The 15297-nt window shown below is 73.0% G+C and carries 14 protein-coding genes; 7 read left to right on the forward strand and 7 right to left on the reverse strand.

The window, feature by feature from the left end; all coding sequences use genetic code 11:
- Positions 1-77 precede the first annotated feature (77 nt).
- Positions 78-1673, forward strand: a complete 1596-nt coding sequence (locus ACFV0O_RS32845; RefSeq protein ID WP_380347410.1) for a chitinase — start codon at positions 78-80, stop codon at positions 1671-1673.
- A gap of 136 nt (positions 1674-1809) precedes the next feature.
- Here the strand turns inward: ACFV0O_RS32845 and ACFV0O_RS32850 are convergent, their stop codons facing one another.
- Positions 1810-2523 (reverse strand): prepilin peptidase, encoded by a 714-nt coding sequence (locus tag ACFV0O_RS32850; protein WP_380347411.1) that lies wholly within the window; start codon positions 2521-2523, stop codon positions 1810-1812.
- Positions 2524-2805: 282 nt separating this feature from the next.
- Between ACFV0O_RS32850 and ACFV0O_RS32855 the strand changes: the two genes are divergently transcribed.
- The gene (locus ACFV0O_RS32855; RefSeq protein ID WP_380347412.1) at positions 2806-4020 is read left to right on the forward strand and encodes a pyridoxal phosphate-dependent aminotransferase; all 1215 of its coding nucleotides are present in this window, start codon (positions 2806-2808) and stop codon (positions 4018-4020) included.
- Between the two features lie 198 nt (positions 4021-4218).
- Positions 4219-4785, forward strand: coding sequence for an RICIN domain-containing protein (locus ACFV0O_RS32860; protein ID WP_380347413.1), 567 nt, complete (start codon positions 4219-4221; stop codon positions 4783-4785).
- 156 nt (positions 4786-4941) lie between these two features.
- Here ACFV0O_RS32860 and ACFV0O_RS32865 read toward each other — a convergent pair whose 3' ends face one another.
- Positions 4942-6783, reverse strand: coding sequence for a phosphoenolpyruvate carboxykinase (GTP) (locus ACFV0O_RS32865; RefSeq protein WP_360260885.1), 1842 nt, complete (start codon positions 6781-6783; stop codon positions 4942-4944).
- Positions 6784-7067: 284 nt separating this feature from the next.
- On the opposite strand from ACFV0O_RS32865, the gene ACFV0O_RS32870 reads away from it, so the two are divergent.
- On the forward strand, positions 7068-7760 hold the full coding sequence (locus ACFV0O_RS32870) for a hemolysin III family protein (protein ID WP_360260883.1): 693 nt from the start codon (positions 7068-7070) through the stop codon (positions 7758-7760).
- On the opposite strand, the gene ACFV0O_RS32875 is transcribed toward ACFV0O_RS32870, so the two are convergent.
- Positions 7731-8402: a hypothetical protein gene (locus ACFV0O_RS32875; protein WP_380347414.1), complete on the reverse strand. Its 672-nt coding sequence runs from the start codon at positions 8400-8402 to the stop codon at positions 7731-7733. The genes ACFV0O_RS32870 and ACFV0O_RS32875 overlap by 30 nt on opposite strands.
- A gap of 250 nt (positions 8403-8652) precedes the next feature.
- On the opposite strand from ACFV0O_RS32875, the gene ACFV0O_RS32880 reads away from it, so the two are divergent.
- The gene (locus tag ACFV0O_RS32880) at positions 8653-9306 is read left to right on the forward strand and encodes a TetR/AcrR family transcriptional regulator (RefSeq protein WP_380347415.1); all 654 of its coding nucleotides are present in this window, start codon (positions 8653-8655) and stop codon (positions 9304-9306) included.
- Positions 9307-9550: 244 nt separating this feature from the next.
- Here the strand turns inward: ACFV0O_RS32880 and ACFV0O_RS32885 are convergent, their stop codons facing one another.
- The 4 genes from ACFV0O_RS32885 to mca all read right to left on the reverse strand — a co-directional run bounded on the left by ACFV0O_RS32885 (position 9551) and on the right by mca (position 13763).
- Complete coding sequence (locus ACFV0O_RS32885; RefSeq protein ID WP_380347416.1) at positions 9551-10411, reverse strand: GNAT family N-acetyltransferase; 861 nt, start codon at positions 10409-10411, stop codon at positions 9551-9553.
- Between the two features lie 120 nt (positions 10412-10531).
- The gene (locus ACFV0O_RS32890; protein ID WP_380347417.1) at positions 10532-12574 is read right to left on the reverse strand and encodes a thioredoxin domain-containing protein; all 2043 of its coding nucleotides are present in this window, start codon (positions 12572-12574) and stop codon (positions 10532-10534) included.
- A gap of 42 nt (positions 12575-12616) precedes the next feature.
- Entirely contained in the window at positions 12617-12808 is a 192-nt protein-coding gene (locus ACFV0O_RS32895; RefSeq protein ID WP_380347418.1) for a hypothetical protein, read from the reverse strand.
- A gap of 49 nt (positions 12809-12857) precedes the next feature.
- Positions 12858-13763, reverse strand: coding sequence for a mycothiol conjugate amidase Mca (gene mca / locus ACFV0O_RS32900; protein WP_380347419.1), 906 nt, complete (start codon positions 13761-13763; stop codon positions 12858-12860).
- A gap of 242 nt (positions 13764-14005) precedes the next feature.
- Here mca and ACFV0O_RS32905 point away from each other — a divergent pair, with 242 nt between their 5' ends.
- Together ACFV0O_RS32905 and greA are read left to right on the forward strand one after the other, a co-directional pair.
- Positions 14006-14419: a DUF4307 domain-containing protein gene (locus ACFV0O_RS32905; protein ID WP_380347420.1), complete on the forward strand. Its 414-nt coding sequence runs from the start codon at positions 14006-14008 to the stop codon at positions 14417-14419.
- 259 nt (positions 14420-14678) lie between these two features.
- Positions 14679-15179, forward strand: a complete 501-nt coding sequence (greA, locus tag ACFV0O_RS32910) for a transcription elongation factor GreA (protein ID WP_360260863.1) — start codon at positions 14679-14681, stop codon at positions 15177-15179.
- Positions 15180-15297 lie beyond the last annotated feature (118 nt).

Genomic DNA, 15297 nt, shown 5'->3' on the forward strand with positions numbered 1-15297 from the left:
CCTGACCTCCCCTCCCCCACACGCGGCCGCCGCGCCCCCCACCGCGGCGGCCGCTCCTCCCCCAGGAGCGTCACCCCATGGCCCGTACGCTGAAGCAGCCCGCGCACAAGCGCCGGCGCAGCCCCCTCCCGGCCGTCGCGGCCGGCGCCACCGTCCTCGCCCTGGCCGGCGGCGGCCTCGCCCTCTTCGCCGGCGGCGCCGGCGCGGCGGTCGGCAACCTGGTCACCAACGGCGGCTTCGACGGCGGGCTCGGTGGCTGGAGCTGCGCCGGCGCGGCGACCACCGTCTCCGCTCCGGTCCACTCCGGCACCGGCGCGCTGCAGGCCACCCCGGGCGCGGGCGACACCGCCGAGTGCTCCCAGACCATCAGCGTGCTGCCCAACACCAGCTACACGCTGAGCGCCTGGGTCCAGGGCCCGTACGTCTACCTCGGCGCACGCGGCACCGGCGGCACCGACCCGTCCGCCTGGTCGAACCAGAACGGCTGGAACCAGCTGTCCACCACCTTCACCACCGGGGCGAACGCCACCAGCGTCACCGTCTACCTGCACGGCTGGTACGGCCAGAGCGCCTACCTCGCCGACGACGTCGCCCTGCTGGGGCCCGGCGGCACCGGCACCCCGTCGCCGACCGCGACCGCCACGCCCACCCCCACGCCGACTGCGACGACCACCGCCACGCCCACCGGCACGGCAACCCCGACCCCCACCGCGACCCCGACCCCCACCGCGACGCCCACTGCCACCCCGACCGGCACCACCCCGCCGGCCACCGGCCTGCCGGCGCACGCCGTCACCGGCTACTGGCAGAACTTCGACAACAACTCGACCCCGCAGCGCCTGAGCGACGTCCAGAACGCGTACGACATCATCGCGGTCTCCTTCGCCGACGCCGTGCCGACCCGGACCGGCGCGATCAGCTTCACCCTGGACCCGGGCCTGTCCAGGGCGCTCGGCGGCTACACCGACGCCCAGTTCCGCGCCGACGTCAAGGCCAAGCAGGCGGCCGGCAAGAAGGTCGTCCTCTCCATCGGCGGCCAGAACGGCGCGATCACCGTCGGGGACGCCACCGCCGGCGCCAACTTCGCCGACAGCGCCTACGCGATCATCAAGGACTACGGCTTCGACGGCATCGACGTCGACCTGGAGAACGGCGTCCAGGCCGGTCCGCTCGGCGACGCGCTGCACTCCCTGCAGGCCAAGGTCGGCCCCGGCTTCGTCCTGACCATGGCGCCCGAGACCATCGGGATGTACAGCACCGCCGGCGCCTACTTCCAGCTCGCGCTGAGGACCAAGGACATCCTGACCGTCGTCAACACCCAGTTCTACAACTCGGGCGGCATGAACGGCTGCGACGGCAAGGTCTACAACCAGGGCACCATCGACTTCATCACCTCGCAGGTCTGCACCCACATCCAGGGCGGCCTGCGGCCGGACCAGGTCGGCATCGGCGTCCCGGCCTCGGCCAAGGCCGCGGGCGGCGGCTACGTCTCGCCGACCGTGGTGAACAACGCGCTGGACTGCCTGGCCACCGGAAACAACTGCGGCAGCTTCGTGCCGCCGGCCAAGTGGCCCACCATCCGCGGCGCGATGACCTGGTCGACCAACTGGGACGCCAACAACGGCAACGCGTTCTCCAACGCCGTGGGCCCGTTCGTCCACAAGATGCCCTGAGGACCCTCCTTCCCCCGGCGCGCAGCTCCTTGAGGGTGGGGCCCGCGCGTCGGCGGCGGGGCCCGTCGTACCGCTCCGGTACGGCGGGCCCTTCCGCGTTCCGTCCCCGCCGCGAGGCGCCGGGCGGGCGCTCGCGCTACCTGGCCAGCACCGCCGTGAGCGCGCCGAGCAGCAGGAACGGCCCCACCGGGACGTCGAGTCCGCGCACCGAGCGCCGACGGACCAGGGCGGCGGCGGCCCGCAGCACCGCCCAGAGGCCGGCCAGCACCGCGGCGGCGAACAGTCCGCCGAGCGCCACCGACCAGCCGTACCAGCCGAGCAGTCCGCCCAGCGCGAGCCCCAGCGGGGAGTCACCCGGCCCCAGGGCCCCGGCCCAGACGGCCAGTTCGAGCACCGCGCCGACCGCGAGCGCCACCAGCAGACAGCGCAGCAGCGCCCCGGGGCGTCCGTCGACCAGCGCGGCCACCGCCAACAGCGCGGCCACCCCGCCGAGCAGCGGCAGGGTCAGCCGGTACGGCAGTCGGCGCACCCGCGCGTCGACGAAACCGAGCGCCACCCCGAGCGCGGCCGCCCAGCCCAGTGCCGCGGCCGCCGGCCCGTCCGCCGCGTACGCCACCGCGGCGGCGGCGGCCGCCGCGACCGTCTCCACCGACCACGCGCCCGCGCCCAACCGCTCCCGGCAGCCCGGGCAGCGTCCGGTGGGCGGCAGCAGGCGCACGTCGCGCCCGCACGACGGACAGGCCGCACACCAGGGTTCGCCCTCCGGCACCGCGAACCGGGCGACCAGTCCGCGCAGCGGCGGAGCCGCCAGGAGACCGACCAGTACCGCCGCGACCACGACCGGCACCACCGGCGCACCCCCTCCTCGATCGACGCACCGGCCCCATCCTGCCGCGCCGGGCGGGGCGCCGTCCGGCGCGGCGGATGCGGCGTGCGGTGTGCCGTCCGTCTCGTTCCGGAGCGCGGCCCGCCCGCGCTCCTCGCATACGCGGGCATTCCGGACACCGGGCTCCCCCATTGGAAGGCCTGCCGACGCCCCCGCCTGCCGATCCAAGGAGGACTCTCCGGCCCTGCGGACCACCTTCCCGGAGTCCCGCCGAAGGGGTCCTCCGTACCCCTAAAGTAGGCAGGCATGCAGGTCATCCAGTCCAGCAAGCTCGCCAACGTCTGCTACGACATCCGCGGCCCGGTGCTCGACGAGGCGATGCGGCTGGAGGAGCAGGGCCACCGCATCCTCAAGCTCAACACCGGCAACCCGGCCACGTTCGGCTTCGAGGCGCCCCCGGAGATCCTCCAGGACATCCTGCGCAACCTCGCGAACGCGCACGGGTACGGCGACTCCAAGGGCCTGCTGTCCGCCCGCCGCGCGGTGGTCATGCACTACGAGGACCGCGGGCTGCACGGCCTCTCCGTCGACGACGTCTTCCTCGGCAACGGCGTCTCCGAGCTGATCCAGCTGGCCATGACCGCCCTGCTGGACGACGGCGACGAAGTCCTCGTCCCGGCCCCGGACTACCCGCTGTGGACGGCCTCCGTCTCGCTGGCCGGCGGCACCGCGGTGCACTACCGCTGCGACGAGCAGTCCGAGTGGTACCCGGACCTCGCCGACATCGAGGCCAAGGTCACCGACCGGACCAGGGCCATCGTGGTGATCAACCCGAACAACCCGACCGGCGCGGTCTACCCCCGCGAGGTACTGGAGGGCATCGTCGAGATCGCCCGCCGGCACGACCTGGTGGTCTACGCCGACGAGATCTACGACAAGATCCTCTACGACGACGCCGAGCACGTCCCGCTGGCGACCCTGGCCCCGGACCTCTTCTGCGTCACCTTCAACGGGCTCTCCAAGGCGTACCGCGTCGCCGGCTTCCGCTCCGGCTGGATGGTGCTGTCCGGCGAACGGGCCAGGGCCCGCAGCTACATCGAGGGCCTCACCGTGCTCGCCTCGATGCGGCTGTGTGCCAACATGCCCGCCCAGCACGCGGTGGCCGCCGCGCTCGGCGGCCGGCAGTCGATCCGCGACCTGGTGCTCCCCGGCGGACGCCTGCTCGCCTCGCGCGACGCCGCGCACCGGCTGCTCAACGAGATCCCCGGTGTCAGCTGCGTCAAGCCCAAGGGCGCCCTGTACGCGTTCCCGCGGCTGGACCCGAAGGTCTACAAGATCAAGGACGACGCCCAGATGGTCCTGGACCTGCTGCGCTCCCAGCGCATCCTGCTGGTCCAGGGCACCGGCTTCAACTGGCCCGAGCCGGACCACTTCCGGCTGGTCACCCTGCCCCGCCCCGAGGAGATCACCGACGCCGTGACCCGGATCGGCGAATTCCTCTCCGGCTACGCCCAACCTTGACCTCCCCTTTAACCACGGGCCACCGACCGGACCGTAGGATTCCGGCGCGTCGGCGGCCCGGGTTCCTCTCCGGGCCGTAGGGGGGACGGGCCGGTCGGCGGTGTGCCGGGGCCCGGGCCGACGCGGACACCGGAGCGCGCGACCGCCCGGAAGGGTCCGCTCCCCTGCCCCCACTCCTCCGCAAGGGACCGGTCCGTCTTGACCATCCGCATTCCGCTCACCCCCGCCCGCGCCGCCGCGGCCGCCGTCGGCGCCGCCATCGCGCTGACCACCGCCCTGCCGGCCACGCCCGCCGCCGCCGCCGGCGGTGGCTTCCGCATTCCGACGTCGAGCACCGTCGTGAACGCCAACTCCGGCAAGTGCCTGGAGATCGCCGACTGGAGCACCGACAACGGCGCCCCGGCCCGCCAGTGGGACTGCACCGGCGGCGCCAACCAGCGGTGGGACTACGTCCCCGACAGCGGCGGCTTCCGCCTGGTGAACCGCAACTCCGGCAAGTGCCTGGAGATCGCCGACTGGAGCCGGGACAACGGCGCCGAGGCCCGCCAGTGGGACTGCACCGGCGGCTGGAACCAGCACTGGAACTACGCCGGCTCGATCGGCGCGCACAACGAGCTCGGCCTGGCCAACCTCAACTCGGCCGACCTCCTGGAGATCGCCGACTGGCGCACCGACAACGGCGCCCCGGCCCGCCAGTGGCAGGGGTCCACGACCGGTGTCCCCCAGGGCAACCAGGCGTGGATCACCGCCATCACCCGGCTCTGACGGCGAGGCCCGGAAAAACACTACGGCCGGAGTCCCGGTCCGGACGATCTCCTTGGTCGGGGAAAGATCGTCCGGCGGAACTCCGGCCGTCCTGTCGCATCGGCGGGCGCCCGGTTCGTGCCGGGCGGCCGCCTCTCGCTCGGTAGAGGCTCAGGCTCAGCCGAGGCGCGCGACGAGGCTCCGGTACTCGTCCCACAGCTCCTTCGGGGTGTGCTCGCCGAAGGTCTCCAGGTGGGCCGGCACGAGCGCGGCCTCCTGGCGCCAGATGTCGGCGTCCACGGTGAAGAGCAGGTCGAGGTCCTCCTGGGACAGCTTCAGGTCACCGAGGTCGAAGCCCTCGACCGTCGGCAGCACGCCGATCGGGGTCTCGACGCCCTCGCCGGTGCCGTCCAGGCGCTCGACGATCCACTTGAGCACGCGGCTGTTCTCGCCGTAGCCGGGCCAGACGAACTTGCCCTCGGCGTTCTTGCGGAACCAGTTGACGTAGTAGATCTTCGGCAGCTTGGCGGCGTCCGCCTGGGCACCGACCTTCAGCCAGTGGGCGAAGTAGTCGCCCATGTTGTAGCCGCAGAACGGCAGCATCGCGAACGGGTCGCGACGCAGCTCGCCGACGGTGCCCTCGGCGGCGGCGGTCTTCTCGGAGGCGATGTTGGCGCCGAGGAAGACGCCGTGCTGCCAGTCGAAGGACTCGGTCACCAGCGGGACGGCGGTGGCGCGGCGGCCGCCGAACAGGATCGCCGAGATCGGCACGCCCGCCGGGTCCTCCCACTCGGGGGCGATGGTCGGGCACTGCGCGGCCGGGACGGCGAAGCGGGCGTTCGGGTGGGCGGCCGGGGTGCCGGACTCGGGGGTCCAGTCGTTGCCGCGCCAGTCGGTCAGGTGCGCCGGGGGCTCCTCGGTGAGGCCCTCCCACCACACGTCGCCGTCGTCGGTGAGGGCGACGTTGGTGAAGACGGTGTTGCCCCAGAGGGTCTCGATGGCGTTGGCGTTGGTGTCCACGCCGGTGCCGGGGGCGACGCCGAAGAAGCCGGCCTCGGGGTTGATGGCGTACAGGCGGCCGTCGGCGCCGAAGCGCATCCAGGCGATGTCGTCGCCGATCGTCTCGACCTTCCAGCCCGGAACGGTCGGCTGGAGCATGGCCAGGTTGGTCTTGCCGCAGGCCGACGGGAAGGCGGCCGCGACGTACTTGGGCTCGGTGCCGCCCTCGGAACCGGCCGGCGGGGTGAGCTTCAGGATGAGCATGTGCTCGGCCAGCCAGCCCTCGTCGCGGGCCATGGTCGAGGCGATGCGCAGCGCGTAGCACTTCTTGCCGAGCAGGGCGTTGCCGCCGTAGCCCGAGCCGAACGACCAGATCTCCTTGGTCTCCGGGAAGTGCGAGATGTACTTGGTGCTGTTGCACGGCCACGCCACGTCGGCCTCGCCCTCGGCGAGCGGGGCGCCGACGGTGTGCACGGCCTTGACGAAGTCGCCGTCCTCGCCCAGCTGGTCCAGCACGGCCTGGCCCATGCGGGTCATCACGCGCATCGACACGGCGACGTAGGCGGAGTCGGTGATCTCGACGCCGTACGCGGCCAGCGGGGAGCCGACCGGGCCCATCGAGAAGGGCACGACGTACATCGTGCGGCCCTTCATCGCGCCGCGGAAGAGACCCTGCTCGCCCTGGAACACCTCCCGCATCTCGGCGGGGGCCTTCCAGTTGTTGGTCGGTCCGGCGTCCTTCTCCTGCTCGGAGCAGATGTAGGTGCGGTCCTCCACGCGCGCGACGTCCGTCGGGTCCGAGGCGGCGTAGTAGGAGTTGGGGCGCTTCTCCTCGTCGAGCTTCTTGAAGGTGCCCTGAGCCACCAGCAGGTCCGCGAGGCGGTGGTACTCCGCCTCGGAACCGTCGCACCACTCGATGCGGTCCGGCTGGGTGAGCTCGGCGATCTCGCTCACCCAAGCGAGCAGCTGCTTGTGGCGGGTGGGCGCGGATGCGCTGAGAGCAGAGATCTCGTACGACACGATCGCTCCGTTTCACGCCATCTCGGCGAAGAGACGGCGTAGCGGGGGTCTGAGGGTGCTTGCAGCGTAGCTCCGGCCTCAAGCCTCCAACGCCCCGAAGCGGCGAAATTGACGCATCTTTTACTACAGTCAGTATGATTACCAGCCAGTAACAGGTCACTCGCGTCCCGGACGGAGTGCGCGGCGCCACACCCCGAATACTCCAAAACGTCCAAGAGTGATGATCACCACTTCCTACGCGTCAGTAACCTACGGATCCGTAGGTAGCGGGTAGCATGCTGCGCATGACTGCTGCTGCGCTCGCCGAGCGCCTCGCGGAGGGCCCCGCCGAGAGCGGGGAGAGCAAGCCGAAGTGGCGCGGCTGGCTGCACGCCGGCATGTTCCCCGCCACCGTCGCCGCCGGGATCGTGCTGATCTGCCTGGCCGACTCCACGCCCGCCAAGATCGCCTGCGCGATCTACTCGGTCAGCGCCTGGCTGCTGTTCGGGGTCAGCGCGGTGTACCACCGCTTCGACTGGGGCCCGCGCGGAGACGCCGTCCTGCGCCGGCTGGACCACGCGAACATCTTCCTGATCATCGCGGGCACCTACACGCCGTTCACGATGCTGCTGCTCAAGGGCGCGGACCAGCAGCTGCTGCTCTGGGCGGTCTGGGGCGGCGCGCTCGCCGGCATCGCGTTCCGGGTGTTCTGGGTCGGCGCGCCACGCTGGCTGTACACGCCGGTGTACCTCGCGCTGGGCTGGGCGGCCGCGTTCTTCCTGCCGGACTTCCTGCACACCGGCGGGGTCGCCGTCCTGGTGCTGATGATCGTCGGCGGGGTGCTCTACAGCATCGGCGGCGTGGTGTACGGGCTCAAGCGGCCCGATCCCTCACCGCGCTGGTTCGGCTTCCACGAGGTGTTCCACGCCTTCACCCTCGGCGCGTTCATCGTGCAGTACGTCGGCGTCTCACTGGTGGCGTACAGCACGGCCGGCTGAACCCGGCGCACCCCGACGGGCGGTCGAACGGTCCACGGACCGGGCGGCCGCCCGTTCCGCCGTCCAGGGCCGCTCGTACGGCGCGCGAATCTGCGGGCGGCGCGGGTACGGCGGGTGGTCGGCCGCGCCGGGCTCCGGCTGCGGGGCGGGGTCCTGGTGCCGCTCGCGCCCGTCGTGCGCCTCGCCGGTCCGGTGCGCCCCGTCGCCCGGGTGGGCCCCGTACTCCCTGCGCTCGTCGTGTTCCCGGTACGCGGCGTGCCCCTCGCGCTCCCGGTGCGCCGTGCCCGCCTCGTGCTCCCGGTGCGCCGCGCGCGCCGGGGGCTCCGGCCGCGCCGCGCCGGCGGAGCGCCCGCGCACCTGCCGGGCGTCCAGCGCCTCCCGGGCCCGGCGGCAGCGCTCGCAGTGCGCGGCGTCCGGGATGCCTCGGCGCGGACGGTGCCCGGCCGGGGCCGGGGCGCCGTGCAGGGCGCGCCAGCGCCGGCCGACGTGGACCATGAGCAGCACGGTCTCGACCCCGGCGACCGCCAGGACCAGCGGGGCGCCGTTGATCAGATAGGCCGCCACCACGGCCAGCGCGGAGGCCACCACCACCGCCGCACCCCACACCTGGGCACTCGCCTGCTTGTCGTCCGCGTCGGCCACTTCGGCTCCCCTTTCCCCGGTGCCGGGCTCGTGGTCGGCTCCTGCCGCCCCACCCCTTCTCCGCTCTCGGCACGCGTCGGTCAGCACTGACCGATTGCCACATGGTATCTACCGACAGTCACTCCCCACTGCCCCCGGGCGGCGAACGACAGATCAACGTTGCGTCAATTCCTTGTGTGGAAGCAGCACTTCCATGACACATCACGACGAGTAGGCAAGTGATCACACCATCGCCACATTGGCGGGAGTCATGACGCCCCAGCAACCGACCGCGGCCCGTCCGGACGTCCCGACCAACCCGGTCCGGGCGATGCCGGAGGCGCCGCTGTCGTTGCGCGAGCGCAAGAAGCTGAAGACCCGCCAGACCGTCCGCCGCGAGGCGTACCGGCTGATCTCCGAGCAGGGCTACGAGAACACCACCGTGGAGCAGATCGCCGCCGCCGAAGTCTCGCCGTCCACCTGCTTCCGCTACTTCGCCACCAAGGAGGAGCTGGTCCTCCCGGACGAGTACGACCCGGCCGTGATCGCCGCCCTGCTCGCACGGCCCGCCGACGAGCCCTTCCTCACCTCCTGCCGGGAGGCCATGCGCGACCTGATCCGGCAACTGCTCCGGCACGAGCGCGAGGGACTGTTCACCCCGATGCGGCTGGTCGCCGAGGTCCCCGCGCTGCGTGCCGGGGTGTACCGCAGCAGCAACAACCCGCAGCAGCTGTTCCTCACCGCGCTCACCCGGCGGGCCGGCGTCGAGGAACCCACGTACGAGATGCGGGTCACCGCCGCCGCCATCGCGGCCGCCACCACCGAGGCCCTGCTGCAGTGGGCCGCCGACGACCGCCGGGAGGACGTCGCGGACCTGGTCGACCGGACCTTCGCACTGCTGGAGAGCGGTTTCGCCGGGGTGTGAGCCCCGCCGCGGCCGTGCCGTCTCTCCCCTCTATACCGCTCCCCTCTATTCCGCTGCAGCGGGGAGAAGCCATACCGCTACAGCGGGGAGAAGCAGCCGCGCGAGGAATGCTCACCCGGCTGCTCGGCCCCCGCCGCGCCACGGACACCGGGCCCGCCGGCCCGCCCGTACGCCCGTACGCCCGTACCGCGACCTGATCTTCCCCGCCGGCGCCGGGCCCCGGTCCGGCGTCCGGCCGACTCCCCTACCGCGCCCGGAAGTCGACGATCAGGCAGTCCTCCACCGGCCGGTACCCGATCTGCTGGTAGATGGAGTTGCTGGTCGGGTTCGCCAGGTCCGTGTACAGCAGCACCTCGGTGGCGCCGCAGGTCAGCACGTGGGCCGAGGCGGCGGCCGTGACGGCGCTGCCGTAGCCGCGGCCGCGGTGCTCCACGGGCGTGTAGACCGGGCCGACGCGGGACATCCCGACGAGCACCGGGCTGGTGCCGGCCAGCGCGACCGGCTCGCCCCCGTCCTCCCACAGGTGCAGTCCGCCGGCCGCGGTCTTCTCGTCCACCGCCCTCGGCACGTCGGGCAGTTCGACCTTCGCCTCGGCCAGGAACTCCCGGTACCAGCGGATCACCAGCTCGCGGTCGGCCGGCCCGGCCGGCCGGTGCCGGCCCGCGGGCGGGCGCGGCGGATCGGTCAACCGGCCGAGCCGGTAGAGCCGTTCCTCGACGCGGACGGACTGCTCGGTGCCGGTGGCCGCCGTCCACGCGGCAGCGAAGGCACGGACCGCGTCGGTGGCTCCGGCGATCCCGTTCACGGTCGTCAGCCCCGTTCCGGCGGCGGCCAGTGCGACCGCCAGTTCGGCGGCCGCGGCCTCCGGCATGAAGGAGAGCCGGGGGTCGAACGGTGGCGTCTGCAGGAAGGCGCCCTCGACCGGGCCGCCCTCCTCGGCCCGCCACCAGCCGAAGACCGGCGGGCCTCCGAACACGTCCAGCCCGGACTCGGCCAGCCGGTGCGCGATGGTGAGCAGGACGGTGTTCTCGGCGGGGCGGGCGGCGAGGACGGCACCCGCCCGGGCCCGGAAGTCGTCGAGGGAGGTACTGAAGGTCCAGGTCATGGCCCATGTTGGCCCCGGCCCGCCCGCTCCCGCCAACGAATATCCGACCGCCGAGCCCGACCGCCGAGCCCGACTGCCGAGCCCGTCCGCCGCCCGCCCGACCACCGCGCCCGGGGGCCGCTACCCGACCGCCGTGCCCAGCCGCTCCGCCAGCGCCGCCGGATCGGTGGTCGGCGCGTCACAGGCGAAGTGCCGGCAGACGTACGCCGCCGGCGCGCCGCCGACCAGCGGCCGGTCCGCGAGCAGCGGCACCTCGGTCTCCCCCGGCGCGCCGACCGCGACCACCGCGCCCGGCGCCGTCCCCAGCAGCGCCGCCCGCCGCAGCGCGGCCGTGGCCGGGTGCCCGGCCGGGCCGACCACGGCGACCTCGCGCGGCCCGTCGAGCAGCGCCTCCGCCACCGCGAGGCCCCAGCCGATGAACCGCGGCGCCCGCCCCGCGAGCGCGCCGACCACGCCGAGGGCCCGCTCGGCGGCCGTCCGGTGCCGGCCGGAGCCGGTGTAGGCGGCGTAGGTGAGCAGGGCGCCGGCGGCGGCCGTCCAGCCGGACGGGGTGGCGTTGTCGGTCGGGTCCTGCGGGCGGCGGATCAACTCCTCGGCGTCGTCGGCGGTGTCGTAGAGCGCGCCGGAGGACTCGTCGGTGAAGTGCTTGAGGACGGTGTCGAGCAGGCCGCCGGCCAGCTGCAGCCACTCCGCCTCGCCGGTGACGGCGTACAGCGCGAGGAAGCCCTCGGCGGTGTCCGCGTAGTCCTCCAGCACGCCCGCGTTGGCACCGGCCCGGCCGTCCCGGGAGGTGCGCAGCAGCCGGCCGTCGGGGGTGAGGTGGACGGCGAGCAGCAGGTCACCGGCCTGCTCGGCGGCCTCGACGAGGTCGGGCCGGTCCAGCAGTGCGCCGGTTTCGGCGAGCGCGGCGATGGCGAGACCGTTCCAGGCCGCGACCACCTTGTCGTCCCGGGCCGGCGCGGGCCGCGCGGCGCGCGCCGCGAGCATTCGGGTGCGGATCGCCTCGTACTCGGCGAAGTCCTCCGGCTCGGAGAGGAGTTGGAGGACGGAGGTGCCGTGCTCGAAGGTGCCGGCGGCGGTGACGGTGAACAGCCGGGCGGCGGTGGCCGCGTCGGCGGGGCCGAGCAGGTCGACCAACTGGCCGGGCTCCCACACGTAGTAGGCGCCCTCGGCGGACTGACCGGTCTCCTCGTCCAGGCTGTCCGCGTCCAGCGCGGAGGCGAACGCGCCTTCGGGCGTGCGGAGTTCACGCAGCAGGAAGTCGGCCGTGGACAGCGCGACCCGCCGTGCGAGCGCGGACCCGGTGGCCCGCCACAGGTGCAGGTAGGCGCGCAGCAGCAGGGCGTTGTCGTAGAGCATCTTCTCGAAGTGCGGCACCACCCAGCCGGCGTCCACCGCGTACCGGGCGAAGCCGCCGCCGAGCTGGTCGTGGATGCCGCCGCGGGCCATCGCCTCGCCGGTGCGGACGGCCATCTCCAGTGCCGCTTCCGAGCCGGTGCGGGCGTGGTGGCGCAGCAGGAACTCGACCACCATGGCCGGCGGGAACTTGGGCGCGCCGCCGAAGCCGCCGCGGGCCTGGTCGAAGTCCCGGCTGAGGGTCACCAGCGCCTGGTGCAGGTCCGCCTCGCCGGGCGGGTTGTGGGCGCCGGCCGAGTACACGGCGGCCCGTTCGGCCAGGTCGGCCCGGATCCGGCCGGCGACCTCGCCGACCTCCTGCCGCCGGTCCCGCCAGGCGGCGTCCACGCCCTCCAGCACCTGCCGGAAGGAGGGCATCCCGTGCCGGGGCTCCGGCGGGAAGTACGTGCCGAAGTAGAACGGCTCCTTGTCGGGCGTGAGGAAGACCGTCATGGGCCAGCCGCCCTGCCCGGTCGCGGCCTGAACCGCCTCCATGTACACGGCGTCGACGTCCGGGCGTTCCTCCCGGTCGACCTTGACCGCGACGAACCGCTCGTTCAGGTACCCGGCGAGCCCGGCGTCCTCGAAGCTCTCGTGCGCCATCACGTGGCACCAGTGGCAGGCGGCGTACCCGACGGACAGCAGCACCGGCACCCCGCGCCGCCGCGCCTCCTCGAACGCCTCCACCCCCCAGGGCCACCAGTCGACCGGGTTCTCGGCATGCTGCAGCAGGTACGGCGAGGTCGCGTCAGCGAGACGGTTCGGCATGCCCCCATCCTCGCGCATCGGCGGGCGGCGAGGGCCGGTGACTCACTCCTTGGGAGCCTCCGGCTCCTCCACGAAGTCGACCTTCTTGAACTGCCGGTTCATCGACTTGGCCAGGAACCAGGTCGCCACGCCGAGGGCGGCGAAGACGACGAAGCCGAGGAGGCCGGGGGTGACCTTGGCGTCGTCGACGGCGAGGTCAGCGGCGAGGTGGAGGAGGTTCACGGAGGCACTCATATCTCTATGGTGGCCCGGCTCACGGGGAGCCGGGCCATCGGGGGGTGGTTCAGTCGCGCGTGTCGGCGGCCTCGGCCGCCAGGCTGGGGGTGCGCAGGCCGGCGAAGAGGTCGTCCTCCGGCAGGTCCACGTCGACCAGGGTACGGGCGAGTTCGTAGTCCTCGGTGGGCCAGACCTCGCGCTGGACCTCCAGCGGCACGCGGAACCACGGGCCGTCGGGGTCGATCTGGGTCGCGTGGGCGATCAGCGCGCGGTCGCGGGTCTCGAACCAGTCGTCGCAGCGGACGCGGGTGGTGATCTCGCGCTCCGTGCGGCCGCTCTTCTCCCAGCCGGCGATCCACTCGCCGTACGGCGACTCGTGGCCGTGCTCGGTGAGGTACTGGTGCAGGGCGCGGATGCGGCCCATCGGGAAGCCGTGGTTGTAGTAGAGCTTCAGCGGCTGCCAGGGCTCGCCGGCCTCGGGGTAGGCGTCCGGGTCACCCGCGGCGTCGAAGGCCAGCATGGTGATCTTGTGGGTCATGATGTGGTCCGGGTGCGGGTACCCGCCGTTCTCGTCGTAGGTCGTGATGACCTGCGGCTTGAACTCGCGGATCAGCCGGACCAGCGGCTCGGCCGCGTCCTTGACGTCCTGCAGGGCGAAGCAGCCCTCCGGCAGCGGGGGCAGCGGGTCCCCCTCGGGCAGGCCGGAGTCCACGAAGCCCAGCCAGGCCTGCTTGACGCCGAGGATCGCCCGCGCCTCGTCCATCTCCTTGCGGCGCACCTCGTGGATGTTCTCCTCGATGTACGGGTCCCCCTGGAGCTTGGGGTTGAGGACCGACCCGCGCTCGCCCCCCGTGCAGGTGGCCACGAGCACGTCCACACCCTGCTCGACGCACATGGCCATGGTGGCCGCGCCCTTGCTGGACTCGTCGTCCGGGTGGGCGTGCACCGCCATCAGTCGCAACTGCTCAGTCAACGCCTTGCGTTCCTTCCACATCGTCGGGCGTTCCGCGAAGTCCGGGTCAGCCCACCGTACGAACCGCTCACTCCGGGGCCGCGTCGCCGCGGGGCCGGCCCGCGGAAGTCGCCGACACGGCCGAGCCCCGCCCCCGCCGGACCGGCCGCGGGCGTGCCCCTCCTATAGTGACGGACTGGAGGTCCGTCGCATTCCCCCGCATCACCCCGCGCGGACCCTCCCCCAGGAGAGGACAGAGTCCGATGACCGCAGAGACCACCGCCGCCCGGCTCCCCGAGGGGCGCTACGGACGCGGCGGCGACCGCGAGTCGGACCGCCGCCTGAAGGTCGTCGGCGCGGTCTGCGGCGTGCTGGGCCTGGGTCTGATCGCCTGGCTGGGCGGTTCCTACCTGCTGCGCGAGACGAAGATCAACGGTTCGGTGCCGACCTTCCAGGTGCTCTCCGACTCCGAGGTCCAGCTCCACCTCACCGTCAGCAAGCGCGACGGCCAGGCCGGCACCTGCACGGTCCGCTCGCAGGGCGACGACCACTCGGTGGTCGGGGTGGCCGACTTCCCGGTCCCGGCAGCCGGCTCCGGCTACGACGCCGTGGTAACCCTGCGCACCACGTCCCGCGGCACCACCGCCGAGCTGCTGGGCTGCACGCCCGCCGAGTAGGGCGCATAGTCGACCGGGCGAGCGGGAATCCGTCAGGGGTCCCGCTCCGCGTCCCGTACACCGCGGCGTAACGCCACCGTCAATGGCGCGTCGGCGCCTCTCCCGCTTGTCGGCAGGACTTGTTACGCTCGTGGTTTCGCCCCTTCCGCACCGGATGGTACGGGAGCGGGCGTTGCTTTGTAGTTGAGACCGATATCACCACCAACCCTGCTGACGACTCACACCCTCAGCACAGCCCGAGCACCTACGAGGAGCACCCGTGACCCAGACCAGCGAGAACGTGACCTGGCTCACTCAGGCCGGCTACGACCAGCTCAAGGCCGAGCTGGATCACCTGACCGGGCCCTGGCGCATCGAGATCGCCCAGAAGATCGAGGCGGCGCGCGAGGAGGGTGACCTCAAGGAGAACGCCGGCTACCACGCGGCGAAGGAGGAGCAGGGCAAGTACGAGCTGCGCATCCGCCAGCTGACCCAGCTGCTGGAGCGTGCCAAGGTCGGCGAGGCCCCGGCCGACTCGGGCGTGGTGGCCCCGGGCATGGTCGTCACGGTCGCCTTCGACGGTGACGAGGACGACCTCATGGAGTTCCTGCTCGCCTCCCGCGAGGTCGCCGGCTCCGACACCCTGGACGTCTACTCCCCGCAGTCCCCGCTGGGCCGCGCGATCGACGGCAAGCAGATCGGCGACGAGGCCAGCTACGAGCTGCCGAACGGCAAGCCGGCCATGGTGAAGATCGTCAAGGTCGTGCCGCACGCCGGCTGATCCGGCCCCGCCACGTCGAGGGGGGGGGCCGCGGGGGGGGGCGCGCCGCCCCGCCCCCCCCGGCGGGGGCCCCCGCCCCGGTGGGGCCGGGGGGGGCGGGCGCGCGGGGGGGGACGGC

Source organism: Kitasatospora sp. NPDC059577 (genome assembly GCF_042735475.1).
In the GTDB taxonomy this organism is placed as follows: domain Bacteria; phylum Actinomycetota; class Actinomycetes; order Streptomycetales; family Streptomycetaceae; genus Kitasatospora.